The sequence below is a fragment of the Rheinheimera aquimaris genome (genome assembly GCF_020531985.1).
Taxonomy (GTDB): domain Bacteria; phylum Pseudomonadota; class Gammaproteobacteria; order Enterobacterales; family Alteromonadaceae; genus Alishewanella; species Alishewanella aquimaris.
The window spans coordinates 1-22719 of the sequence record NZ_JAJAVQ010000006.1; the positions used below are offsets into that span (position 1 = coordinate 1).

Here is a 22719-nt window from a genome sequence, read left to right on the forward strand (position 1 = left end):
TAACCAGCCCAGTGCGGCCATCGTAAAAGGTTTAACCAACCAGTTCATCACCAGCGTAAGAACGATGCCTTTTGGCTTTTTGCCTACGTCCTGAATTGCGCCGAAGTCTATCTGCACCATCATGGGATAAATCATTAACCAAATCAGCAGCGCCACCACTAAGTTAATTTGGCTGTATTCAATCGCCGCTATGGCTTGAAACACACCCTGCATCAGGTTGCCAAGCACTACACCGGCAATAATACATAACGCCACCCATACTGATAAATACCGCTCAAAAATACCCATTAACTGCACTCTCTTAATATTGCTATTCATTACTTCGCTGAGTTATCTCAGTTAGAAATCCCAGCATCGCAGGTACATTCTCTCTTGCACTACGCCCGGCACCTATCAGGGTTGCCGAACCGGGACTGGCCCAATCGCCATATCCAAACAACCATAGGCGAGGCTCTTTTACCGCTTGCCCGTTCACAACCTGTACCTTGCCATCGCTTTCCACTAAATTAAGTGGTGTTAAGTGCGCCAGTTCTGCTTTAAAGCCTGTGCACCAGATCACTGCATCTACCTGCTCTTCGTTACCGTCAGGCCAGATAACGCCGTTATCGGTAAAACCGCTGAACATGGGTTGTGAAGTTAGCAAACCTTTATCGAGTGCAGCTTTTACCGGCGGCACCATCACGATATCGCCAATACCACCAACTGGAGCATCGCCATCATTGCCATTAATGCGGGCGGTGGCACGCTCAAACAGCACCCGGCCATCTACCTCATCTGGTAAAAACAGCGGCGGTCCGCGGGTTATCCAACTGGCATTGGCCACTTCAGCTAGCTCGGCATAGATTTGCGCACCGGAGTTGCCGCCACCGACGATTAGCACGCGCTTGCCACGATAGTGCTCAACTCCGGCATAGTGTGCTGAATGACACTGCTCGCCGGTAAATGCCTGATGACCTTCTATTTCAGGTATCTGCGGGTTGCTCCAAGTGCCGGTGGCACTGACGACCGTTTTTGCCAGCCAGCTATATTTGCCATCGCTTACTTTTAAGCAGTTATGCACAGTATCGCGCTCAACACTTTGTACCTGATGCGGCCTGTAGATCGGCAGTTGATAATGACGCTCATACTCGGCCAGATAGCTCAGCACCTCATTACGATGCGGATACTGGCCCTCCTTGGCCTTGGGCATCAATTTACCCGGCAAGGAACTCATTAAAGCCGGAGAGAATAAACGCAGGGACGGCCAAGTATGCAGCCAAGCACCGCCGCTTTGTGTTTGGTTGTCGAGAATAATAAAATCTACATCTGCACGTTTAAGATAGTAGCCAACAGAAAGGCCAGCCTGACCGGCACCAATAACAATTACATCAAAAATTTTTGCTGCCATTAGTCCGCCTTTGATAGCGACTCAGCCAATTGCAATATGTGCTGCTTAATCTCATCTCTGGCGATACGAAAACCCTGCAATAGCTGCTCTGGTGTTTCCCGGCCTGCGGACGGCTCATTAATTGGCCAGTGCAACCGCTGCACTTTGCCCAGAAAAACCGGGCATACCTCTTCAGCGCACAAGGTGATTACCGCATCCACGGTACGGCTGTCGAGATCCTCAACCGCTTTTGAATAATGCGTACTGATATCAATACCCAGCTCTGCCATCGCCTTAACCGCATAGCGGTTAAGGGACGAAGGTTGAGAGCCAGCACTTTGTACGACGATATCCGCTGACAGGTAATGTCTGGCTAATCCTTCGGCCATCTGACTACGAGCTGAGTTTGCCACGCACAGAAAGAGAATGTTCTTCATGGTTGCACCGTTATTTACACACCATTTTGTCGTTTGTTGAAACACAGCACGCTTCATCATTGGTAACCTGGCTGCTGGCAACTCGTTGTAACAAATCCAGTAGCGGCAATAGCTTTTCAGGATTAAGGCTGTAACACACCCGCGGGTGTTCTATTTCACCGGTAACGATTTCAGCTGCTTTTAATATGCGTAAGTGCTCCGACACGGTTGATTGAGCAAGGCCAACTTCGCTGGTGATTTCACCACCAATGCAGGAAGGTTTACTCAGCAGCAGACGAATAATTTGTATGCGGGCGGGATGCGCAATTGCTTTAGCGATAGCGGCCAGTTGTTCATTTGAGACTAAATTGAGAGCGTTCATAAATATCACTATCGTTATTCGACGATTTACGAATCTAGGGGAAAGTAAGGCACGAGTCAAGTTCAAAATGTTGTTATTGAGTTAGAAAGAAAACCTATTTACTTTACACCAGAGCGGAAAGCTCCCCTTTAGAATAGGTAAAACTAAGTGATTCGTTGCATTTTTGCCAAAAATTAAGCTTTCAAATAGTCATTAAACTCGTTTTGTATTACCAATGTTTTTATTTGGTTGTTACCAAATAGGCTTACTCTAGCCGCATAATGTGGTTTAGCTTGTTACCTTTGCCCCTATCTAATAACTGACGAAAATATCTCCACTTACCTTTTGTAACAGCTGTTTGACTGAGCGGGTATGTGCTTTTGTACTCATTGAGCAGTGATTAATGCTCCATGCCAATCAAGCTTGCATTTAGTAACCAATGCTTACACTAACCTGTCCTAACTCTGTCAAAATATTGGTTGACAAATTGGCAATAAATAAATAGCTTTATTGGCATGCCGAGTGGTAAGTTGTTTGCTTTGGTGAAGCAATTTTCGGCCGGTACTATTCGGTTCTACAACAGCATTTGAAAGTTGCATGAATGCAACAGCAGATGGCTTTGTGGCGTACAAAAGTTTTTTAGCACCGTTCTAAGTGCAGCAATAATTAGGGGTTAACAATGTCAAAACCAGCAATCGGTTTTATCGGCCTCGGCCTTATGGGCGGCAACATGGTCGAGAATCTACAGAAGAAAGGCTATCAGCTGACTGTAATGGATCTTAACAAAGACGCTGTTGCAGCTTGTGTTGCCAGAGGTGCATCAACTGCTAGCTCGGCGAAGGAGCTGGCAGCATCTGTCGATATCGTTATGCTCTGTCTGACCACCTCCGCTATTGTTGAAAAAGTGGTTTACGGTGAAGACGGTATTCTCGCTGGTATCAAAGAAGGCGCAGTGTTGGTGGATTTTGGTACCTCTATTCCTGCCTCAACACAGAAAATCGGTGCCGATCTTGCCAAGAAAGGTGCCGGTATGATCGACGCTCCGCTGGGCCGTACACCGGCTCATGCAAAAGACGGATTACTGAATATTATGGCGGCCGGTGATCTGGAGACATTCAATAAAGTGAAACCAGTGTTGCAAGATCAAGGTGAGAACGTGTTTTATCTGGGCAAGTTGGGTGCTGGGCATACAACAAAACTTATCAACAACTTCGTTGGTATGACGACCGTTTGCGCCATGTCGCAGGCATTTGCCATTGCTGACCGTGCCGGTGTTGATCGGCAACAACTGTTCGACATTATGTCGACCGGACCTTCCAGTTCGCCTTTTATGAAGTTTTGCAAGAACTATGCAGTCGACAACGTCAGCGACCTCGGTTTCTCACTGGCAAATGCTAACAAAGACTTGGGCTATTTCCTCAAAATGGTTGAAGACCTTGGCAGCGAGTCAAAAATTGCCAAGGGATCATCTGCCGACTTGCAAGCCGCATTCGATGCCGGTATGGGCAACGGCAACGTGCCAGAGATATTCGATTATTACCGCACGCTTGGCAAATAGAGCGGTTTGTCAGCCAGTCCTGGAGTGTTAGAGAAGAGCCGGCTGGTGGCTCCGGTGCCAGAGAGATGGAGTTTATTGGCACCGGAGCTAACCCCTTCGCTTTACGTGCCGACAGCAATAAAGTGATTATCAGTAGTGAGGTCAAAAAACCATAATGCGTTTATTCAAAGGTTATCTGCGAAACATTTGCCTTGCTCTGTTATTGGCGCCAATGTCAGTTACTGCGCTCGCTACTGAATATTTTGTAGCGAGTAAAGAAGACTACGAGGCGATTTCATCGAAACTGATCGCCGGTGACACGATCATCCTGAAAAACGGGGTCTGGACAGACTTTGAGATAGTGCTGGAGGGGCAGGGACGTGCTGATGAACCCATAACACTGAGGGCAGAAACCAAAGGGCAAGTGATACTTTCTGGTTTGTCTAATCTTCGGTTGGCAGGAAAGTATCTTACCGTTTCAGGCCTGGTATTTAAAAACGGCTATACCCCCAGTAGTGCCGTTATTGAGTTTCGCAAAAGCAGTAGTCAGCTTGCCTTCCATTCACGGGTGACGGAAGTCGTTATTGATAACTACAACAATCCGGATAAACAGGAATCGGATTATTGGGTCGCTTTATATGGGCAGCACAATCGCTTAGACCACAGCCATTTTGTCGGTAAACGTAATAAAGGCGTCACCATTGCTGTCAGGTTAAACAGCGAACAGAGTCAGCAAAACTATCACCGCATTGACCATAACTACTTCGGTTATCGCCCAACTTTTGGCTCTAATGGTGGCGAAACACTGCGTATTGGCACCAGCCATTATTCACTCACCGATTCGTATACGCTGGTAGAAAACAATTATTTTGAACACACCAACGGTGAAGTCGAAATTATCTCGGTAAAGTCCGGCAAAAATACTCTGCGCGGAAACCTGTTCTTTGAAGCACGTGGCACGCTGACGCTGCGCCATGGCAACGGAAATATCGTCGAGCAGAACATATTTTTGGGTAATGGCGTGGAACACACCGGTGGCATACGTGTGATCAACAAAGACCAGGTTATCCGCAATAATTATCTGCAAGGCTTGAAAGGTTACCGATTTGGCAGTGGTTTTACTGTGATGAATGGGGTGCCTGACTCGTCAATCAACCGTTATCATCAGGTAGAAAACGCCCTTATAGTCAACAATAGCTTTATTGACGTCGACCACATTCAGCTGGCAGCCGGTAGCGATGCCGAGCGCACAGCGGTACCCATAGACTCAGTTTTTAAAGACAACCTGATAATCAATAGCAATAAACAGCAGCCTTTTAGCCTGTTTGATGATGTAAGCGGGATAAAGCTATCCGGAAACCTTGCCAATACCCAGGTGCCAGCAGCACTGGGCTATGGTGTAAAACGCCAGGACATCGCTGTTAAAAAAGCTAAAAACAGCCTGCTCTATCCTGAGTCTGACAAGCTGAGTGCAGGTGCGACACGAGAGTTGAAAGTACTGTCCAAACAAGACACTGGTGTTAGTTGGTATCCGAAATTGCCTGGCTTGGTAGCATTTGATTCAGGTCAAACACATCGGGTTGAGAGCGGAGCAGAGGCTTTATTAGCAGCAATAGACAACGCTGCTGATGGAGACATTGTTGTGCTGGCCAATGGTCAATATGATGTTTCAAAGCTTATCCAGATCGACAAAACCCTAACCATCAAAGCGGCACAGGCAGGCCAGGCCCGGTTGACTTTTGAACGTTCTGCCTTGTTTGAAATCCGGGATGGTGGCAGTTTGAAACTTGACGGCTTAACTATCTCAGGAGCAAACAGCCCTGACGCCGCTGCTAACAATGTCGTTCGAACGCAAAAATGGGGCATGGTTGAAAACTACCGCTTTGTGATGCTGAACTCACACATCTTGCAGCTGGATATCAACCATTCGTTTGATTTCTTTGCAACTGGCAAGGGTGCTTTTGCCGATGAGATCAGCCTGATTGGCAATACTTTCGACGATATAACTGGCGACGTGCTGCGTTTAAATACTGAAAGTGAGGATTTGGGCATTTATAACGCTGAGTATGTCAGGGTAAAGGACAATAGCTTCAACCAGGTGCAGGGTGCCGTGGTGAAACTTTATCGTGGTGGTACCGATGAAAGTACATTCGGGCCGCATTTGGTAATGGCAGGCAACAAGTTAAATCAGGTTGGCCATGGCAAACGCAACAAGAATAAATCCAGTCTGTATCTGCACGGTGTTCAGGTTGCCGACATTCTTCAGAACACGCTAGTGACGTCAGCGCCAATAATCATTGAGCATACAATAGGAGAGCCAATAACGCTGATCAAGGGCAATCTTTTTGATATGACCCAGCCACCGGCGGTGACTGAGCTTAATGTTAAAGGGCCGCATACGGCAGTGATTGAAGATAACAAAACAGTTAATACTGAGAAGAGGTAGCCTCAGATGAATACTCCATTTCTCCTGCAAAAACTAAAGTTACTGACGTTGACTATCTTCACTCTGCTATTGTCATGCAGCGTACAGGCGTCTCATCCAAATTTAGTCATTACGCAATCCGATGTGCTCGACATGCGCAAAGCGATTACTGAGCAGGGAAGGTTTGCCAGTGCTTATGAAAAGCTGAAAGCCAACGTCGATTTACAAATGGCATTACCTATTGAAGTGCCAATTCCCAAAGACGGAGGCGGCGGTTACACCCACGAGCGTCATAAAAAAAATTATCAGTTGATGTATGACGCCGGCATTCTTTTTCAGCTAAGTCAGGATAAAGCTTATGCAGACTATGTACGCGACATGTTGCTGGCATATGCCCAGTTATATCCGACACTGGATTTGCACCCGGCACGAAAAGTGAAGTCACAAAATGCCGGCAAGCTGTTTTGGCAAAGCTTGAATGAGGCTGTGTGGTTGGTACATACCATCCAGGCTTACGATTTAGTTTACAGTGCACTTAGCGCGCAAGACATCATTAGCATCGAAACAAAGCTGCTAAAGCCAGTCGCGCTGTTTCTGTCTGAAGGGCAACCCTCTACGTTTAACAAAGTGCATAACCATGGTACCTGGGCAACCGCCGGTGTTGGTATGGCCGGTTATGTGATGAACGAGCCTGAGTGGGTCGACAAAGCCCTGTATGATCTGCAAAAGTCGGGAAAAGGTGGTTTTCTAAAGCAACTGGATGAACTGTTCTCTCCTCAGGGTTACTACAATGAAGGACCTTATTATCAGCGTTACGCGCTATTACCTTTCGTCACTTTTGCTAAAGCTATTGCGAATAACGAACCGCAGCGCAAGATTTTTCAGTACCGGGATGGGATCCTATTAAAAGCCATAGATACGACTATTCAGTTGAGTTATGACGGTTTGTTCTTCCCCATCAACGATGCGATAAAAAGTAAGGGCATTGATACCATAGAGTTGGTGCACGGTGTTGCTCTGGCCTACAACCTCACTGATGCTGCTGGCTATCTGGATATCGCCAGACAACAGGATCATATTATTCTTTCCGGCGATGGTTTGAAGGTGGCGCAGGCCCTCGACAACGGTCTGGCCGAACCTTATGCATTCAGATCAGTTGCCTTTGGTGATGGTAGTGATGGCAAACAAGGGGCGCTGGTGATAATGCGAAGCCAGTTGGCGGGTGATCAGGCACTGCTGTTTAAACCTGCAGCCCAAGGCCTGGATCACGGCCACTTTGACAAGCTTACCTGGCAGTTTTATGACCAGGCGAAAGAGATCGTCTCTGACTATGGTGCGGCGCGTTTTCTCAATGTTGAAGCCAAGTTTGGTGGCCGCTATCTGCCGGAAAACGAAAGCTATGCCAAGCAAACGGTTGCGCACAATACTGTAGTAGTGGATGAAACCAGTCACTTTGACGGCGACGTTGAGGTAGGCAATCAAAACGCGCCGGTACTTAATTACTTCGAAACGAGTCCGCTTGGCACAGTTGCCAGCGCAAAAATTGATACGGCTTATCAGGGTGTTGAGCTAAAACGCACTATTGCTTTGGTTAATCTGGCTGAACTGGAGAAAACCATAGTGCTGGACCTGTTTAATGTTGCCGCATCCGGTGAGCATCAACTGGATCTGCCGCTACATTACCAGGGCCAGCTAATCGACACGAACTTTGCCTTGTCGGTGAGTACCAATCAGCTGTCGGCTCTGGGTACTAAAAATGGCTATCACCATCTATGGCTTAAAGGCCGTGGTCTGCCAAAACATCGGCTGGCAAAGGTTTCCTGGTTGAATGAGAACGGACGTTTCTACACCCATACCAGCTTGGTAAATGGACAGGAAGAATTTTTGTTCACTCAGTTAGGCGCCAACGATCCTCACTTTAATCTGCGTAATGAACAGGCTTTTGTCCGCAGAGTAACGAACAAGAACCAACACCAGTTCATCTCGGTACTTGAACCTCACGGTGAATACAATCCTGGCAAGGAATTCACTCTGGAGGCCGAAAGTCAGCTGACAGAGCTTGGTTATAGCCAACAAGGTAACGTGATGCTGGTCGATATCACTATCGCCGGTGTTTCATACCTGATAGCGATCAACCAGGCGCCAGAAGCTTCAATCAAACAAGATTTTCAATATCAAGATCAATCTTTTTCCGCTAACGGCCGACTGGCCGTTTTTGCGCTGAACGACCATTAGGAGTAAATCATATGAGTAAGCAAAGTAGCCATTTTATCTCTGGTACTGAAGCAGAGATTGTAGATCTGGGTGGTGGCTTAAAACGTCAGATGCTGGGTTATAACCACGAGCTCATGATGGTCAAAGTGTGGTTTGCCAAAGGAGCCGAAGGCTATGTGCACAAGCATCGTCATTCACAGGTGACCTATGTGGAAGAGGGCGAATTTCACTTCAATATCGGCGGGGAAATAAAAGTGCTGAAACCTGGGGACAGTTGCTTAATTCCACCCTTTGTGGAGCACGGTGCGGTGTGCCCGACCGGAGGTATTTTGATTGACACCTTCAGCCCTGCCAGAGAAGACTTTCTTGAGGACTAATTATGAAAATTAAAGGCTTACGCTGGTGGGTGGTGACGTTGATCGCGCTGGCGACCATCATCAACTACATTGACCGTCAATCGCTCAGTGTGCTCTGGCCAGCTGTTGTAGAGGATTTGTTCCCAGACAAGTCGGCGCTGGAACGTAAGCAAATCTACGCCAACATCTCAGTGGTGTTCGTGTTTGCCTATGCCTTTGGTCAGGCGATCTTCGGTAAGATTTTTGATTGGGTGGGTACGAGAATTGGTTTCGTCCTCTCCATCGGTGTCTGGTCATTGGCCACCATCGCTCATGCCTTCGCTCAAGGCATCCTTAGCTTCAGTATTTTCAGGGCGATACTTGGGGTTGCAGAGGCAGGTAACTGGCCAGGTGCAACGAAGGGTAATGCCGAGTGGTTTCCGATCAAGGAGCGCGCCTTAGCTCAGGGAGTTTTTAACTCAGGTGCGGCGATCGGTGGCATAGTCTCTATCCCGTTAATTGCGTTTCTTACCGTTTATTTCAGTTGGCAAATGGTGTTTGTGATTGTTGGTGTGATGGGCTTTCTCTGGCTGATACCATGGCTGGTTTTGGTAAAAGCGCCACCGGCCATGCATTCATGGATCACCGAAGAAGAACGTGACTATATTCTGACCGGTCAAAAACGGCAACAGACTCCGGAGCAAGCGTCTCAGCCGGAGGAAGAAGAATATAACCCCACGACTGCTGAGCTGCTGTCCCGCAAGCAAAGCTGGGGGGTCATTATTGCCTCTGCAGCTATCGACCCGATTTGGTGGTTGTTTGTATTCTGGATCCCTATTTACCTGAATGAAGTTTATGGTATGGATGTTCAGTCCATCGGTTTATACGGCTGGGTACCTTATGTCGGCGCGATGTTTGGTGCCTGGTTTGGTGGATTGCTGGCCCAAAACAGACTGAAAGCGGGTTGGAGTGCTGATAAAACCCGTAAACTTACCATCACGTTAGGCTGCTTTATTATGTTGCCATCATTACTTGCGATGGCTAATCCGGGAGCACCAGTCACTGCCGTGCTAATCATGGCTGTCATTTTGTTTGGTTTTCAAACGGCTATTGGTAACGTGCAAACGCTTCCCAGTGATCTCTTTGGCAAGAGTGCGGTGGGTACCCTGGCAGGATTTTCCGGTATGGCGGCGAAGCTAGGCGCAGTAGGGCTGACCTCTTTGGTTCCTTACCTTACCGCTGACGGAAATTATACACCAGCGTTTGTTATCGGCGCGTCGCTGGCGATCACTGCCGCCGCTGCGGTGTGGATATTGATCCCCACCATCGAACCCTTAAAGAAACCTTTAAAGAAAACTGAGTAAAACATGACGAAGATATTTTTTCTCGGTGAGTGCATGGTTGAACTCAGAGAATTGGATGATGCCACTATGGGGCAGTCGTTTGCCGGTGATGTATATAACTCAGCGGTTTATATGAAACGCTGCTATCCCAAATTAGCAGTAGCAATGATCACGGCCATTGGCCGTGATCGGCTCAGTGAAAAAATGCTTAGCCGATTTAACAGTGAGGATTTAGATACACAGTTTGTGTTTCAGCATCCAAGCAAAGTGTCGGGAATGTATTTTATTGAGACAGATAGCGCGGGTGAGCGGCGTTTCACCTACTGGCGTAATGATTCCGCAGCCAAGAAAGTTGTCCAATTTCTTAACGATGACGTGGTTGAACAATTAACCTCTGCAGACATGCTTTTTTTCTCAGGCATTCCACTGGCGATTATTGAGCAAGACAGCCGGGTCGCGTTTTGGCAAAAGCTTGAACATTTAAAGCTGGCCGGCGTAAAGCTGGTGTTTGATCCAAATTATCGGGCGCAGCTTTGGGCGAACAAAGCCGATGCAATAGAGCAATTTAACAAAGCCTTTCAAATAAGTGATATCGCCTTACCAGGCATTGAAGATCTGAATGTACTGTACGGCATTAGCTCTGCGGCGGAGGCGATTGACTTTTTCCAGCAATATCAACTGGAAGAACTTGTCATTAAAGATGGACCGAAGTCTGTTGTTACACTTACTGGCACAGATCTGCAGAGCCATAAGATCATCCCCGTCACCAATGTTGTGGACACCACGTCTGCCGGCGATGCATTCAACGGTGTTTATCTTGGGGCGCGTTTGTCAGGAAGAACGGTTTCTGAAGCGGTGCAACTAGGAGCCAAAGCGGCAGGTACGGTAATACAACACCCTGGTGCGATAGCACCTTTGGCGGCTTTTAAACAGGCTATGTCTGAAGCTGGACTATAGCTGATATTGCATAGCAACCCACCCAATATTAATTGAAGAGAAATTTAGACATGACGCGTTTTTCTAAACTGATGTCAGGACAGACTTTGTTACCTATTATTCAAGCAGACTCGGCCAGGCAAGGTGTTCAAATCGCCCAGGCCATGGCCGATGGCGGCCTGACTCTGGTAGAAGTGGTATTGAGAACAAACGCATCTCTTGCTGCATTAAAGGCGATTAAAAAAGAAGTCCCTCAACTCAAAGTCGGCGCTGGCACAGTGCTTGATGCCCGGATCCTGGAGCAGGCACTTGAAGCCGGAGCGGATTTCATTGTAACGCCGGCAATCTCAAAGGTACTGTTGGCTGAATTGACTGGCTGTGGTTTGCCGGTATTACCGGGGGTTTCCAATACCGGTGATATTTTGCTGGCCTATGAGCATGGCTATTCAGAGTTGAAACTTTTTCCTGCTTCCTTGTCGGGCGGAGCTGCCTTTCTGCGGGCTGTGTCTTCGGTTTTCCAGTCGATTCGTTTTTGTCCAACGGGTGGCGTCAATCAGCAAAATATGCAGGACTATTTGGCATTGAGCAATGTGTTTGCTGTGGGTGGAACCTGGGTTGCCCCCGCTGAGTGGGTTGAACAGGGGAATTGGCGGGCCATTACCACCGCCTGTCATCAAGCACTTAATTAACCCGCGGCAAAAATACCCTGTTTAGTTACTCCGATCCAAGCAGGCGTCGTCTTGGCTGAGCAAAAGGAATAACGATGAAAACTATAACAGTCATGCTGGCACTGTGCTTAATGTTGTTGACCGTATTCGTCAGTCACGCAAATGACAATGACGAGAATGAAACAAACCATGTGCTGCCAGTATCCCATCAACAACTAGGGCAAGGCGTGTTACTTGGTAGTTTTGCTCAGTTGGATCCCGCGAAAAAGCCCGGTGAAAATTTTGACCTGCTGGATTGGAGTCTAACCCTGCCGACGGATCTTAACCAAGATCAAAAAGCAGACACGGTTTATGAGCGGGCACTGGCCGACGGTTTTGAACTCAAACCGTTGTTTTACACCGCTGAGGATGGCGGTATGGTGTTCGCCTGTCCCAATGAAGGCGCTAAAACGTCGGGCAATACCAAGTACGCCAGAACGGAATTGCGCGAAATGCTCAGGCGCGGCAAAACTCAGATAAAGACGCAAGGCGTAACCAAGAACAATTGGGTGTTCAGTCAAGCACATGGTTCGGTCAAGCGACAGGCTGGCGCAATTGAAGGCAGCCTGGAAGCAACGCTTGCCGTTAACAGAGTGTCGGTAACAGGCGATGAGAAACAAGTCGGTAGGGTGATCATTGGTCAGATCCATGCAACAGACGATGAGCCGATACGTCTTTACTACCGTAAACTCCCTAACGATGAAAAGGGCTCGATTTATTTTGCTCACGAGATCAATGGCGGCGACGACGTCTGGATCAATATTATCGGCTCACGCTCCCATACACTTGCAGATCCTGAAGATGGCATTCGATTGGATGAGAAGTTCAGTTATAAAATAACGGTTGAGAACAGTGTTTTGTTTGTCACCATAATTCGTGCTGGCAAAGCTAATATCACTAAATCCCTTGATATGAGCCAGAGTGGTTACAACAGCAATAATCAATACATGTACTTTAAAGCGGGTGTGTATAACCAAAACAACAGCGGCGATCCCCGGGATTATGTACAGGCCACTTTCTATCATATTGATAACCAGCACTATGGTCAGTAATTTTAGTTAAATTCCCGTCCCCTAAAACATAAAAAGCACATACTGGTTAACCAATATGTGCTTTTTATGGCGTTTCTATTAGCTTTTCCCTGAGCTGTAATTTGTCAATTCTGATTCACTGGTAATTTTTATTGGTAATATATCATAGTAATAATTGGTTGATATGTTGGTTTTGGTTGGTTATATTTCAAACGGCAGGTGTATTGCTTAAATATAAAAGATAATCCTAACTACATGCTCGCGAAAAAGAACAACGGGGAATTAGAAATGCCGCTTATATTGGATAATGACGCAGACTCAAGCAAACAACATGTGCAATTCAGGCTCTCGCCTGTTGCAAGATTGGTAAAAATAGCCGTAATCGTCTCGCTGACCAGTTCTTTTGCCTTTTCTGCTCACGCGCAGGAGGCGAATACTGAATCTGAACTTGAAGCAGATGATATTGAACTGATTGAGGTTGTGGGTACCCGTAAAACAATCCAGGACCAAATTTCGATAAAACGCGAAGCGACTTCAGTTGTTGATGGCTTATCTGCTACAGATATCGGTGATTTGCCTGCACTTTCAATTGGTGAAGCCTTAGAGTCGATTACGGGCGCGGCGTCTCACCGTGAGAATGGCGGTGCGACAGAAATTACCATCCGGGGCTTAGGGCCCTTCTTGAGCGCCACCCACATTAATGGTCGTGAAGCATCTAATGGAAGTGGTGACCGCTCGGTTAACTTCTCTCAATTTCCGTCGGAGTTAATGCAAAAGGTCGCTATTTATAAAACTCAGGACGCATCACTGATCGAAGGTGGTGTGGCCGGCGTCATCACCCTGGAAACGCTTAAGCCTCTGGACTACGGCAAGCAACAAATTCAGGGGGAATTGAAACTCAACTATAACCCTGATGAAGCCAATATTGATAACTCATTACATGGTAAGGTGGGGGGACGGGCGACATTCAGCATTGTTGACCAATTTGAGTTTGCCAGTGGTCAGTCCTTAGGGGTTTCTTTTGGTGTGCAACGTCAGGATATCAGCCAACCTGAAGCTGAGTACCGGGGTTCAAGCCCTACCGGTTCTTCTTTATGGGCATGTTTAAACGACCCCACTAACAGTAATGAAGGTTTTTTCCGAAGTTCAGCCGGAGATTGCGAAGATCAGGTGACTGGTAGCAGTAATCAGGGGTATCAGACAGCTATTGACCCTGCGACGGGTGAAGCACAAAGTGCTGGCACGCCTTACGCCTGGACCGGCAGTAGTCGTAGTTATCGGCAAAACGAAACCTCTGATGAGCGTGATGCAATGTTTCTTGCGTTGCAATATCGGCCTTCAGATGCTTGGGATATCAACTTTGACGCGCAAATCTCGGATCGTACTCAGGCAGAAGCGCGTCATGACTTACTGTTCTTGCAAAAGCGTGTTACGCCAGGTGTAACTGGCCAGAATCTCATTACCAATGACGTAGGCGGCATTCTTCATTGGGAAGGTGAAGAGCGCTTTGAATCAGTAGGTGAGCAGTTTACCCGTGAAGAAAATTATGTCGGATACGGTCTCAACATCGAACACTTCTTCAGTGACCGCTTAACGATTACTGCTGATTTCGGTTACTCGCAAACAAAACGTGAAGAGCTGCAAATTTCTAACCGGGGCAGAACGCCTGGCCGCCCTTTCTTGACGTGGGATATGGGGGAGCATATCCCGCATATTACTGTCACTGATTTTGATGTGACTGATATCTCTAATTTCACAGACAGCTTACGCACCCTGCTTGATCGTGAAAATGTGCGTGAAAACGAGATTATTTCAGCCCGTCTGGACTTTAATTATGCGCTGGATGGCAGTGTGTTCAGCAGTGTGCAAGGTGGATTAAGAGCTTCCGAACTCAGCTTTGTGCAGTTTGGTGGCAACCAGGGTAGTGGTTCCCGAACTGAAGTGTTGCTGGATGAGAGTGCAAAATCCGCATTAGACGTGTTGCAGCAATGTCAAATCAACTTCCCGGAGTCCAACTTTTTATCCTCAGTGTCTGATGGCAATATTATTACCCATGTAGACAGTAACGGTAATGTTGTTGCCAGTGGTACGGGTTCATCATGGGCTACTTACGATAACATCTGTTTCTCAAAAGCGCTCGTGGCGTCAGTCGGTGGGGATTTTGCCTATCCGCAAGTTGAGTATCAAAATACCGGGACTCAGGATGTCACGGAGAAAACCCTGTCGGCCTATATTATGGCCAACTACGATACTGAAATGCTGGGTAAGTTTGTTCGCGGTAACTTTGGCGTGCGCCTGGTGGATACCGACGTAACTTCAATTGGTTTCAGAAACAGCTTTGATGTTGTCGTCAATGAATTAGGGGTGCTGAGCCTGGTAACGGGGGATTCTTTAGAGTCCATTACCGGCGGCGGCGGTTATACCGAAATACTCCCCAGTTTTAATCTGGTAGTGGATTACAGTGACGACATTCTGCTGCGAGCCGGCATTTACCGCGGCATGTCACGTGCAAATCCCAGTGATATGAGTTACAGCCGCACATTTCAAACTGATGAAGATGTTTCTCCAACAACGTTGGCAGATTTATTTGTCGGCGTAAATGGCTCTGGTAACCCAAATATTAAGCCACTGATGTCGTGGAATTACGACGTTGCATTGGAATGGTATCCGAACGAAGATTCAATCTTCGCCGTGAGCTTCTACTACAAACAATTTCAGGGTGGCTTCCAACAGCAGACAGAATTGGAAGACTTTATTGTTGACGGTCAGACAGTGAAGTTGCCTATTACCAATTCGGTCACGACAGAAAACGAAAGTGAACTGTATGGCTTGGAAGCCTCGGTGGCTTATCGGTGGGACAACGGTATTGGTATTAAGCTTGGTTACAACTACGCCGACACTGACTTCGAGTTTGAAGACAGTTTATACGGCGATACCTTTGTCACAGATTTAGACGGCACGACGCGTCAATTGACTGAGGGCATTGTGCCACCGGGCTCGGTGCCTGGTTTTTCTGAACATGTATTCAGCGGTCAAATTTACTATCAGATCGGCGATTTTGATACCGCACTTATCTACAAGTATCGCAGTGAATACTTCCAGCCCTATACAAACAACGGCACCAGACTGCGTTATGTCGATGAGGTTGGGGTATGGGAAGCTCGCGCCTCTTACAAAATTAACAACAATATCCGGCTAAAAGTGGAAGCGATTAACCTGTTCAGTGCGCCCAAGTCACAGGATTTCTTTGTGCAGGGCAACCTGGGAGAGGTTAACGACTATGGCCCACGTATATTTGCCGGTATTAGCCTGAAGTACTAATCGATTCACGTGAGAGCTGGATCAGGATGCGGGAAAAGTCGAAGCCCGCAAGTGTTTACATATATCACTTTTGTTCAGTAACGAAACAACGTTTAAACACTGAACCTATTAGGAGCAGAACGCATGGTTAAGCAGTCTCTGATACCGATCATCCTCGCAACCGTTTTAGTCGGTTGTAGTGGTGGTGATAAAGACGAACTGGATGGCAATAGCAGAGGAAGTATCACAATCACCGGTGGTGAGTTAATCGCGGGCACCACACTGTCTGCATCGGTTAGTGATGCAGACGGCATAAGAAGCGACACCCTGGTTTACGCGTGGTCAACCGGGGCGACAGGTTCATCCTACACCATCACTGAAGCCGATGAAGGTTCTGTAATATCGGTGTCTGCCAGATATACGGATGAAGCCGGTTTCACAGAAGGTGTAGGCGCTTCGACGTCAATGATACTGCCAACTCTGGATGTGACAGCAACTGTGGTAAAAGGGCCGGTAAGCGGCGCGAATTGTGAAATATTTGCCATTACTGACACGGGCGCAGCGGTGATGCCGGCTCAGGCTTCGGCGATTTCCAGCAGTATGGGCAGTATCACTTTTACTGGGGTTCATTTTGAAGGCGCGGGTTTAATCTCGTGTTCGGGCGGTACCTACAAAGATGAGTCAACCGGCCTGATGCTTGAAGCGCCAGCTTTACGGGCGGTGGTGAATGTTGTTGAAGGAAGCGCAGACACGCCTGCACCATCTTATGTCGTGTCTCCTTTGACTGAAATGGCAGTACAGGCTGCGGGTTCAGATCTGGGCACCTTTGCAGACCATGCTGAAGCAATAAATGCCCGCTTTGGAATACGTTTTGACATTACTACTGTTTTACCGACTGAGGTAGGCGTTGTAGCTCTTGGTGCTGAAGGCGCAGTAAATGCTGATCGCTATGGCTCTGTATTAGCGCTTTTGTCGCAGCTCGACGCCGACAACGCTGACAAAAATATGGCGATGCTAATTGCCGAAATCGCTGCTGATTTAGCTGACGGTGCGTTTTCACAGGCCCTGTTAGATGCCTTTGAAACGGCCCAAACTAATTTACAAACTGTGTCAGTCGTTGCCAATGATGTAGATGTTTCTTTACTTGATATTATTGGCTCTGCGATTGGCTACAACAATACCCCTGTCGGTGCAATTATTGAAGGGATGTTGAGCGCAACCGTGCAACATACTGCCACCGACCCGTTAACGGGTTCTGTTACTGTGATTGACCCGAACTTTGGCGAAGATGAAATTCTGGCTCAAACTGACGTGCTTCTCGACTATGGTACCTTCAGTATCAGTGCTCAGGGCAATTGGTCATACACTGTAGATGTTAACAATGAAACGGTCGCAAACCTTGCGGTGGGCAACTCTGTTAATGACACGGTGACTATCACATCGATTGACGGAACAACTACCGAGATCGTCATTCGCATTGCAGCACTGACGCAGTTAGTAAAGATATCGGATACCGGTAATGACACTGGCGAAATTAGATTTACTGTTAATAACTTACGCCAGGGTAAGCTCAGTGCTGCGTTTTCTAAAGAAGAAACTTTGGGCAGCGATGGCAATGTTAAAGATGCCTACATTACACTGTATGGTTCTTCCGGTAGCTCAAGTGAGGCATTAATTGATTTGCGTATTCAAGGTACGCAAACGGACGGTAATGGTATTACCATCACCCCGCGTTTCTTGGTACGAAACACTGAGAGCGACTCTTATCCAGGCGTTATTGTTACTGCCCCCTTTGTTGAAGAGCAATTCTATACCGTTGAAATTGCCTGGGATCTGGATGCCGCCGAACAATTAACCCTTACTATTAACGATGAAGTTATTGGTGGCGGGGCATTTGCTACTGCGGCGGTAGTGGATCCCGATTTCACGGATATTAATCAGTGGTTCGCCGATGGCATTCAATCAATTCAATTCAGGTTGGGTGACAACGATAGAACGATACCTTTTGGATCTTTTTATGTAGACGATATTGCTGTCTATTCCGATGTTGTTGGCACAACCAGCGTATTCGAAGATGATTTCGAAAGCTACGCAGAGGGCGATACTCTGGATGGTGACAACAGCCTTTACAGCTTAGCAATCTATTCTGAGGTAGTGGTATTTGATGTTGAGGATGGCGCTAACGAGCCTACACCTGCGGCGTTCTTTGACTTAACTGCGTCTATGCCAAGCAATGCGACTCAAGCATTGACCGGAACCGTCAATGTTGTAGATCCGGATGAAGGTGAAGCTTTTATTGTGCCTGCCTCGTTCCGCAGCAGATTTGGCGCCTTCGCCATCCAGGAAGACGGTTCCTGGAGCTATTTGCTTGATACCACCAACGCTGTTATTGCTGCTCTGGTAAGCGGTGAGCGTGAAACAGATGCAATCACAATTGGATCTGTCGATGGCACTACCGCTGAACTGGTGATTACCATTACCGGTGTTGGCGGGGACTCTGGTGGCGCCAATAATGTCGCGGTTATTATTGATACCGATCCAACTGATACCGGGGAGCTGCGTTATGCGCTTGGCGACAATGGCCCACTGGCACAAGGTCGAATTACCGTATCGGTTAAGCGTTTAGATGATGAGTTAGGTGACGGTGATGCATTTATCACGCTATTCAACTCTGCAACCAATAACGATGGGGCGATTTTAGATCTGCGTATCAAAGACGATAGCTTTGAGGTTCGCAGCCCAAGTGGTGTAGATACCTCGGCGGCCACCGTATTGCTAGATGAATTTATGGATGTTGTCATCACCTGGGAATATCCCAATGGCAACTTAGAGGTTACACCATTGGTTACGGTTGAAGTCGATGGTGTCAGTTTTGTCGCTGAAGGCTTCACCCCAGCTAACAATGCTATCGGTGGTGTGACGCATGTGTCGTTCCGGTTTGGTGACAATAGTGGTGTACGAGCAGAGACAGGTAAATTTACTGTTGATGACTTAGTCATATACTCTGATACGGCCGGAGGTAGAGTCGTATTTTCTGACGATTTTGAATCCTATGCACAGGGTGACTCCCTGGATACAGACAACCCAGTATCACCTTATAACTCAGCAACGTCTGAGGCTTTCGTAGCAATTGAATAACACCATATATCCTCTGTTGAGTGATCGCTAAGACATAAAAGGAGTATATGTAAGAGGACGGCGGGAGTGAACCCGCGTCCTACTTGCATCTCACTTCGTCCATCACTTCATTTCCCACTAGTATGAATAATAGATGCTGGTGTGCATCTGGCTTTATGGTGAGATTGGTCTCACTTTCTGCATGAATAAAGGTGACCAGTTTAAAATAATTGGTTGGCCAATTAACTTTCTTGTTGGATGCGGATTTCACTTTTCAACTTACCTGCCTTTGAAAGCTCTTATGAGCCCACTCACCGTAATAGCTTCTTAAGATACTCAGAACAGTTATTAAAATTATTATAAAACAATGCAGTATGTTTTCTTTTTGTTTTTTCAATCTTGATGCTGGTTTTTTCTTCTTATTGGTAATAGTAATTTGTCAGCCAAAAAGTTAACCTGTGGGTTGACCAGTAGCTTAACTGGGTGTAAACATAAAGCAATATAATAAAACTGCCGGTAGTTGTTCTTTGCAGAATATTGGCATTCAGGCTCGGGGAGGGAAATTTGAGGTCGCAGTTTTGGCCTCAAATTTAATTTGTGTTTAATTTCAGACGGGGAATAAGGATGAGGCACACACTATCAAAAATAAGCTTGGCAATACTATCTACAACGGCGCTGAGTATCGCGTCCACAGCTAAAGCCCAACAGTCAGACATAGAACCGGACGACATCGAAATCATTGAGGTGTCGGGGATCAGAAGCTCTTTAACAAATGCGTTGGCAGAAAAACGCTATGCGGCCAGCTTAGTTGAAGTTATTCAAGCAGAAGATATCGGTAAGCTACCCGATCAAAATCTGGCAGAAGTACTTGAAAATATTACTGGTATCCAGATTACGCGCTCAGCGGGGGTTGGTACTGGAGTACAAATTCGCGGTACTGATGCAAACCGTACTGAAATTAATGGTGTATCTACGGTGGGGTCGGGAGCAGGTCGCAGTGGTATTGACTTTGAAGATGTTTCTGCATCGATTATTGCGGGTGTAGAAGTAACAAAGGCGCCACAAGCAAAAACGATTGAAGGCTCTGTAGGCGGTACAATTAACTTGAGAACCATTCGCCCCCTTGAGTTAAATGAAACGCTGGCAGCATTCAGAGTTCAAGGTGAAGACAGCAGTTTATCCACCGATGGCGTAAAGCCGCGCTTGTCAGGAACCTTTGGTGATAATTGGGAAAATGACTTTGGTAAGTTTGGTGTTGTCGTTAGTGGGAGCTACGCTGAACAAGATGTCACAGCATTTCGCCCTAGAGCTGACCGTGACAATCTGGTGCGTTCTGACAGTGGTTTAGCCAGCGCACAAAGTTTCCATTATCTGCCCATTCAGTTTCTAATCCAAGATTACGATAATTTCGAATATGAGACGAAGAATTTTGCTGGTTCTTTTGAGTGGGCACCAAACAGCAACAACAAATTTTGGTTTGATGCGATTATAAATGATCAGGATCGCCGGGAGGAGAGTTCCAGGGTTCAAGCGTCGGGGGTGAGTGATCTTATTGGTGTATCGGTTCCCACTGAATTTGAAACAATTAATTTTGGCTCTTTAGATGGTGTCGATCTTGGTAGCATCCAAGCCGCGCTTAAAGGCATCATTCCGGTTCAGTCTGACGGTTCAGACGGCAATTTACGCATGTCCAGTGACACCAGTTCCCGGTCCACCAAGAGCAAAATATTCCGGCTAGGTGGCGAACACCAGGGGGATAATTTTAGAATAAGCGCCGAGATATCCTCATCTACATCTGATTCTTCGACCCCCAGAATTGATACCACACTTAACTTTGTCAATCCCAATGCGGCAATTGGTTCTGCTAACGACAACGGTGTACCGTTTGAGTATGATTTAAGTGGTGGTGCCCTGGCCTTCGGGATTGCATTTGGCGCAGCGAATGCGCCTGCACCGGCTGATTTGCTCGACCCGGGCAACTACAGGTTGCAAGCGGTAGCACTAGCAAATACTATCAACGAAAATACCGAAGATGCTGCGCGTATTGATTTTAGCTACGATTTGAATATGTCAATTTTTACGACGCTTGACGCAGGCTACCGTTATAACAAAACGTCCAGTGTGTCCAACGTAGTGGGCTCAAATCTCAGTTTGTCTACTATGGCGGATTCTCCCAGTGGCGATATGTTTGCTGATATCCTGACAGCCGGGCCGGATAACTTTAATGCTGCAGATGGCAGAACGCTTTATATTAAAGATTTTCTGCTGGTGGATCCGGCGCTGGTAGGCTCTGATCCTGATCGGGTATTTACTGCATTGGCTGACGCAATTACTGCCCATGGCGGTTCAAAGCCACTGAATACACCAACGTCATCGGTTGCAGCTTTTTATGATATCAGTGAGTCAACCAACGCATTGTATGCTCAGGCAAATTTTGAAACGGGCATTTTCCGCGGTAATCTTGGTGTGCGCTATATACAAACCGATCTGGATTCAACTGGCAACCGCAGCGTTAACGGAGACGTTGTCGCAGAAACCACCTCAAGTGATTACAGTTTTGTGTTGCCGCGGATTAACCTGGCCGCCGATGTAACCGACGATGTGGTGCTGCGCGCAGCTTATGGTAAGGATATTCGCCGTCCGAATTTTAGCGACCTTTCAAGTTCTTACACATTCAGCACCAGCCCCAATCCGCCGGTAGCCGGTGGTAACCCTTACTTAAAACCCGAAGTGGTCACCTCTTTTGATATTTCTGCCGATTGGTATTTTGCTGAGGCCGCAGTTGTCAGTATCGGGTATTTCCACAAGACACGTAAGGATGTACACGTAGGGCAACAAGACGATCCTTATTCAGAGCCTGTCACAGGGTATCGTGACATTGTTGGTCCGGTGTGCGAGCAAGGCGGTATCTGGAATCCTATTGCGCTGATCAACGTGTTTGGTCCGGTGAGCTCTGACGTCGGTGTTTGTGTACCATTCTCCAGTATCATTAATGACACTAAAGACACCACGCAAAAAGGCATTGAAATGGCATTCCAGTATGACCTTTCAGCTTTTGAAGACGAGCTGGGCTGGGCATCTGGTTTTGGTGTGGTGGCAAACTATACCATTCAGGAGTTCTCTGGTGGTGAGGCGGTTAATACCTCGGCCAGTCGTCCTAGTCAGGTCTTTGCTGCGTCAACAGGTGGTACAGGCTCACTGGAGGTTACTGCGGTACAGGGCTTACTTAATTTATCTGAAAATGCCTACAACTTTACCTTGTATTACGAAAAATTTGGCTTGTCTGCCCGGATGCGTTACACCTGGCGTGAAGGGTTTCGCTCAAACGATTTTGGCAGCACATCAAGTTATCCCTGGGGCTTCCCTGTTGTACAGGAAGACAGAGGTCAGCTCAATGCCAGTATCAGTTATGACGTAAACGAGCAGCTCAATATTGGCATTGAAGCCGTTAACCTGACGGAATCTGAGGTTACTCAATCTTGTGTTAATGAAGGCGCACTGCTTTGCTTCCAGGGCTTAACAGACCGTCGGATAACCTTTGGCGCCAGCTACAGGTTCTAATGCTAATGGCCAGGGGCTGGTTGTCTAAGATAACCGGTCCTGGCAATCACAAAGTAAAAGCAATTGTTGA

General features: G+C 47.2%; 15 protein-coding genes. 11 read left to right on the forward strand and 4 right to left on the reverse strand.

Annotation, left to right across the window (positions count from 1 at the left end; genetic code table 11):
• The 4 genes from LHL18_RS17105 to LHL18_RS17120 form a co-directional block, all read right to left on the reverse strand.
• Window positions 1–318: arsenic resistance protein (locus LHL18_RS17105; protein WP_404817948.1), on the reverse strand; the 318-nt coding region annotated here is incomplete at its 3' end.
• A complete protein-coding gene (locus LHL18_RS17110) occupies window positions 311–1387 on the reverse strand; it encodes an ArsO family NAD(P)H-dependent flavin-containing monooxygenase (protein WP_226767988.1) in 1077 nt (358 codons plus the stop codon). The genes LHL18_RS17110 and LHL18_RS17105, both read right to left, overlap by 8 nt.
• On the reverse strand, window positions 1387–1803 hold the full coding sequence (locus LHL18_RS17115) for an arsenate reductase ArsC (RefSeq protein ID WP_226767989.1): 417 nt from the start codon (window positions 1801–1803) through the stop codon (window positions 1387–1389). The genes LHL18_RS17110 and LHL18_RS17115 overlap by 1 nt, the downstream gene beginning before the upstream one ends.
• A 10-nt stretch (window positions 1804–1813) precedes the next feature.
• Window positions 1814–2164, reverse strand: coding sequence for an ArsR/SmtB family transcription factor (locus tag LHL18_RS17120; RefSeq protein ID WP_226767990.1), 351 nt, complete (start codon window positions 2162–2164; stop codon window positions 1814–1816).
• Between the two features lie 658 nt (window positions 2165–2822).
• On the opposite strand from LHL18_RS17120, the gene LHL18_RS17125 reads away from it, so the two are divergent.
• The 11 genes from LHL18_RS17125 to LHL18_RS17175 all read left to right on the forward strand — a co-directional run bounded on the left by LHL18_RS17125 (window position 2823) and on the right by LHL18_RS17175 (window position 22649).
• Window positions 2823–3701 carry an NAD(P)-dependent oxidoreductase gene (locus LHL18_RS17125; protein WP_226767991.1) on the forward strand — a complete coding sequence of 293 codons (879 nt, stop codon included), beginning with the start codon at window positions 2823–2825 and terminating at the stop codon, window positions 3699–3701.
• Between the two features lie 154 nt (window positions 3702–3855).
• Window positions 3856–6126, forward strand: a complete 2271-nt coding sequence (locus LHL18_RS17130) for a chondroitinase-B domain-containing protein (RefSeq protein ID WP_226767992.1) — start codon at window positions 3856–3858, stop codon at window positions 6124–6126.
• A 6-nt stretch (window positions 6127–6132) separates the two neighbouring features.
• Window positions 6133–8340: a heparinase II/III domain-containing protein gene (locus LHL18_RS17135; protein ID WP_226767993.1), complete on the forward strand. Its 2208-nt coding sequence runs from the start codon at window positions 6133–6135 to the stop codon at window positions 8338–8340.
• Between the two features lie 11 nt (window positions 8341–8351).
• Window positions 8352–8696, forward strand: a complete 345-nt coding sequence (locus LHL18_RS17140; protein ID WP_226767994.1) for a cupin domain-containing protein — start codon at window positions 8352–8354, stop codon at window positions 8694–8696.
• Between the two features lie 2 nt (window positions 8697–8698).
• Window positions 8699–10018 carry an MFS transporter gene (locus LHL18_RS17145; RefSeq protein WP_226767995.1) on the forward strand — a complete coding sequence of 440 codons (1320 nt, stop codon included), beginning with the start codon at window positions 8699–8701 and terminating at the stop codon, window positions 10016–10018.
• A 3-nt stretch (window positions 10019–10021) separates the two neighbouring features.
• On the forward strand, window positions 10022–10954 hold the full coding sequence (locus LHL18_RS17150) for a sugar kinase (protein WP_226767996.1): 933 nt from the start codon (window positions 10022–10024) through the stop codon (window positions 10952–10954).
• 50 nt (window positions 10955–11004) lie between these two features.
• Entirely contained in the window at window positions 11005–11622 is a 618-nt protein-coding gene (gene eda, locus LHL18_RS17155) for a bifunctional 4-hydroxy-2-oxoglutarate aldolase/2-dehydro-3-deoxy-phosphogluconate aldolase (protein WP_226767997.1), read from the forward strand.
• 74 nt (window positions 11623–11696) lie between these two features.
• A complete protein-coding gene (locus tag LHL18_RS17160; protein WP_226767998.1) occupies window positions 11697–12692 on the forward strand; it encodes a polysaccharide lyase family 7 protein in 996 nt (331 codons plus the stop codon).
• A gap of 267 nt (window positions 12693–12959) precedes the next feature.
• On the forward strand, window positions 12960–15992 hold the full coding sequence (locus LHL18_RS17165) for a TonB-dependent receptor (protein WP_226767999.1): 3033 nt from the start codon (window positions 12960–12962) through the stop codon (window positions 15990–15992).
• 123 nt (window positions 15993–16115) lie between these two features.
• A complete protein-coding gene (locus tag LHL18_RS17170; protein WP_226768000.1) occupies window positions 16116–19109 on the forward strand; it encodes a VCBS domain-containing protein in 2994 nt (997 codons plus the stop codon).
• 576 nt (window positions 19110–19685) lie between these two features.
• Complete coding sequence (locus LHL18_RS17175; RefSeq protein ID WP_226768001.1) at window positions 19686–22649, forward strand: TonB-dependent receptor; 2964 nt, start codon at window positions 19686–19688, stop codon at window positions 22647–22649.
• Window positions 22650–22719 lie beyond the last annotated feature (70 nt).

Excerpts from the sequence above, each read along its gene's own strand:
- eda (WP_226767997.1), top strand. The coding sequence starts at position 11,005 with ATGACGCGTTTTTCTAAACTGATGTCAGGACAGACTTTGTTACCTATT.
- LHL18_RS17145 (WP_226767995.1), top strand. The coding sequence starts at position 8,699 with ATGAAAATTAAAGGCTTACGCTGGTGGGTGGTGACGTTGATCGCGCTG.
- LHL18_RS17115 (WP_226767989.1), bottom strand. The coding sequence starts at position 1,803 with ATGAAGAACATTCTCTTTCTGTGCGTGGCAAACTCAGCTCGTAGTCAG.
- LHL18_RS17135 (WP_226767993.1), top strand. The coding sequence starts at position 6,133 with ATGAATACTCCATTTCTCCTGCAAAAACTAAAGTTACTGACGTTGACT.
- LHL18_RS17165 (WP_226767999.1), top strand. The coding sequence starts at position 12,960 with ATGCCGCTTATATTGGATAATGACGCAGACTCAAGCAAACAACATGTG.
- LHL18_RS17150 (WP_226767996.1), top strand. The coding sequence starts at position 10,022 with ATGACGAAGATATTTTTTCTCGGTGAGTGCATGGTTGAACTCAGAGAA.
- LHL18_RS17140 (WP_226767994.1), top strand. The coding sequence starts at position 8,352 with ATGAGTAAGCAAAGTAGCCATTTTATCTCTGGTACTGAAGCAGAGATT.
- LHL18_RS17110 (WP_226767988.1), bottom strand. The coding sequence starts at position 1,387 with ATGGCAGCAAAAATTTTTGATGTAATTGTTATTGGTGCCGGTCAGGCT.
- LHL18_RS17120 (WP_226767990.1), bottom strand. The coding sequence starts at position 2,164 with ATGAACGCTCTCAATTTAGTCTCAAATGAACAACTGGCCGCTATCGCT.
- LHL18_RS17125 (WP_226767991.1), top strand. The coding sequence starts at position 2,823 with ATGTCAAAACCAGCAATCGGTTTTATCGGCCTCGGCCTTATGGGCGGC.
- LHL18_RS17160 (WP_226767998.1), top strand. The coding sequence starts at position 11,697 with ATGAAAACTATAACAGTCATGCTGGCACTGTGCTTAATGTTGTTGACC.
- LHL18_RS17170 (WP_226768000.1), top strand. The coding sequence starts at position 16,116 with ATGGTTAAGCAGTCTCTGATACCGATCATCCTCGCAACCGTTTTAGTC.
- LHL18_RS17130 (WP_226767992.1), top strand. The coding sequence starts at position 3,856 with ATGCGTTTATTCAAAGGTTATCTGCGAAACATTTGCCTTGCTCTGTTA.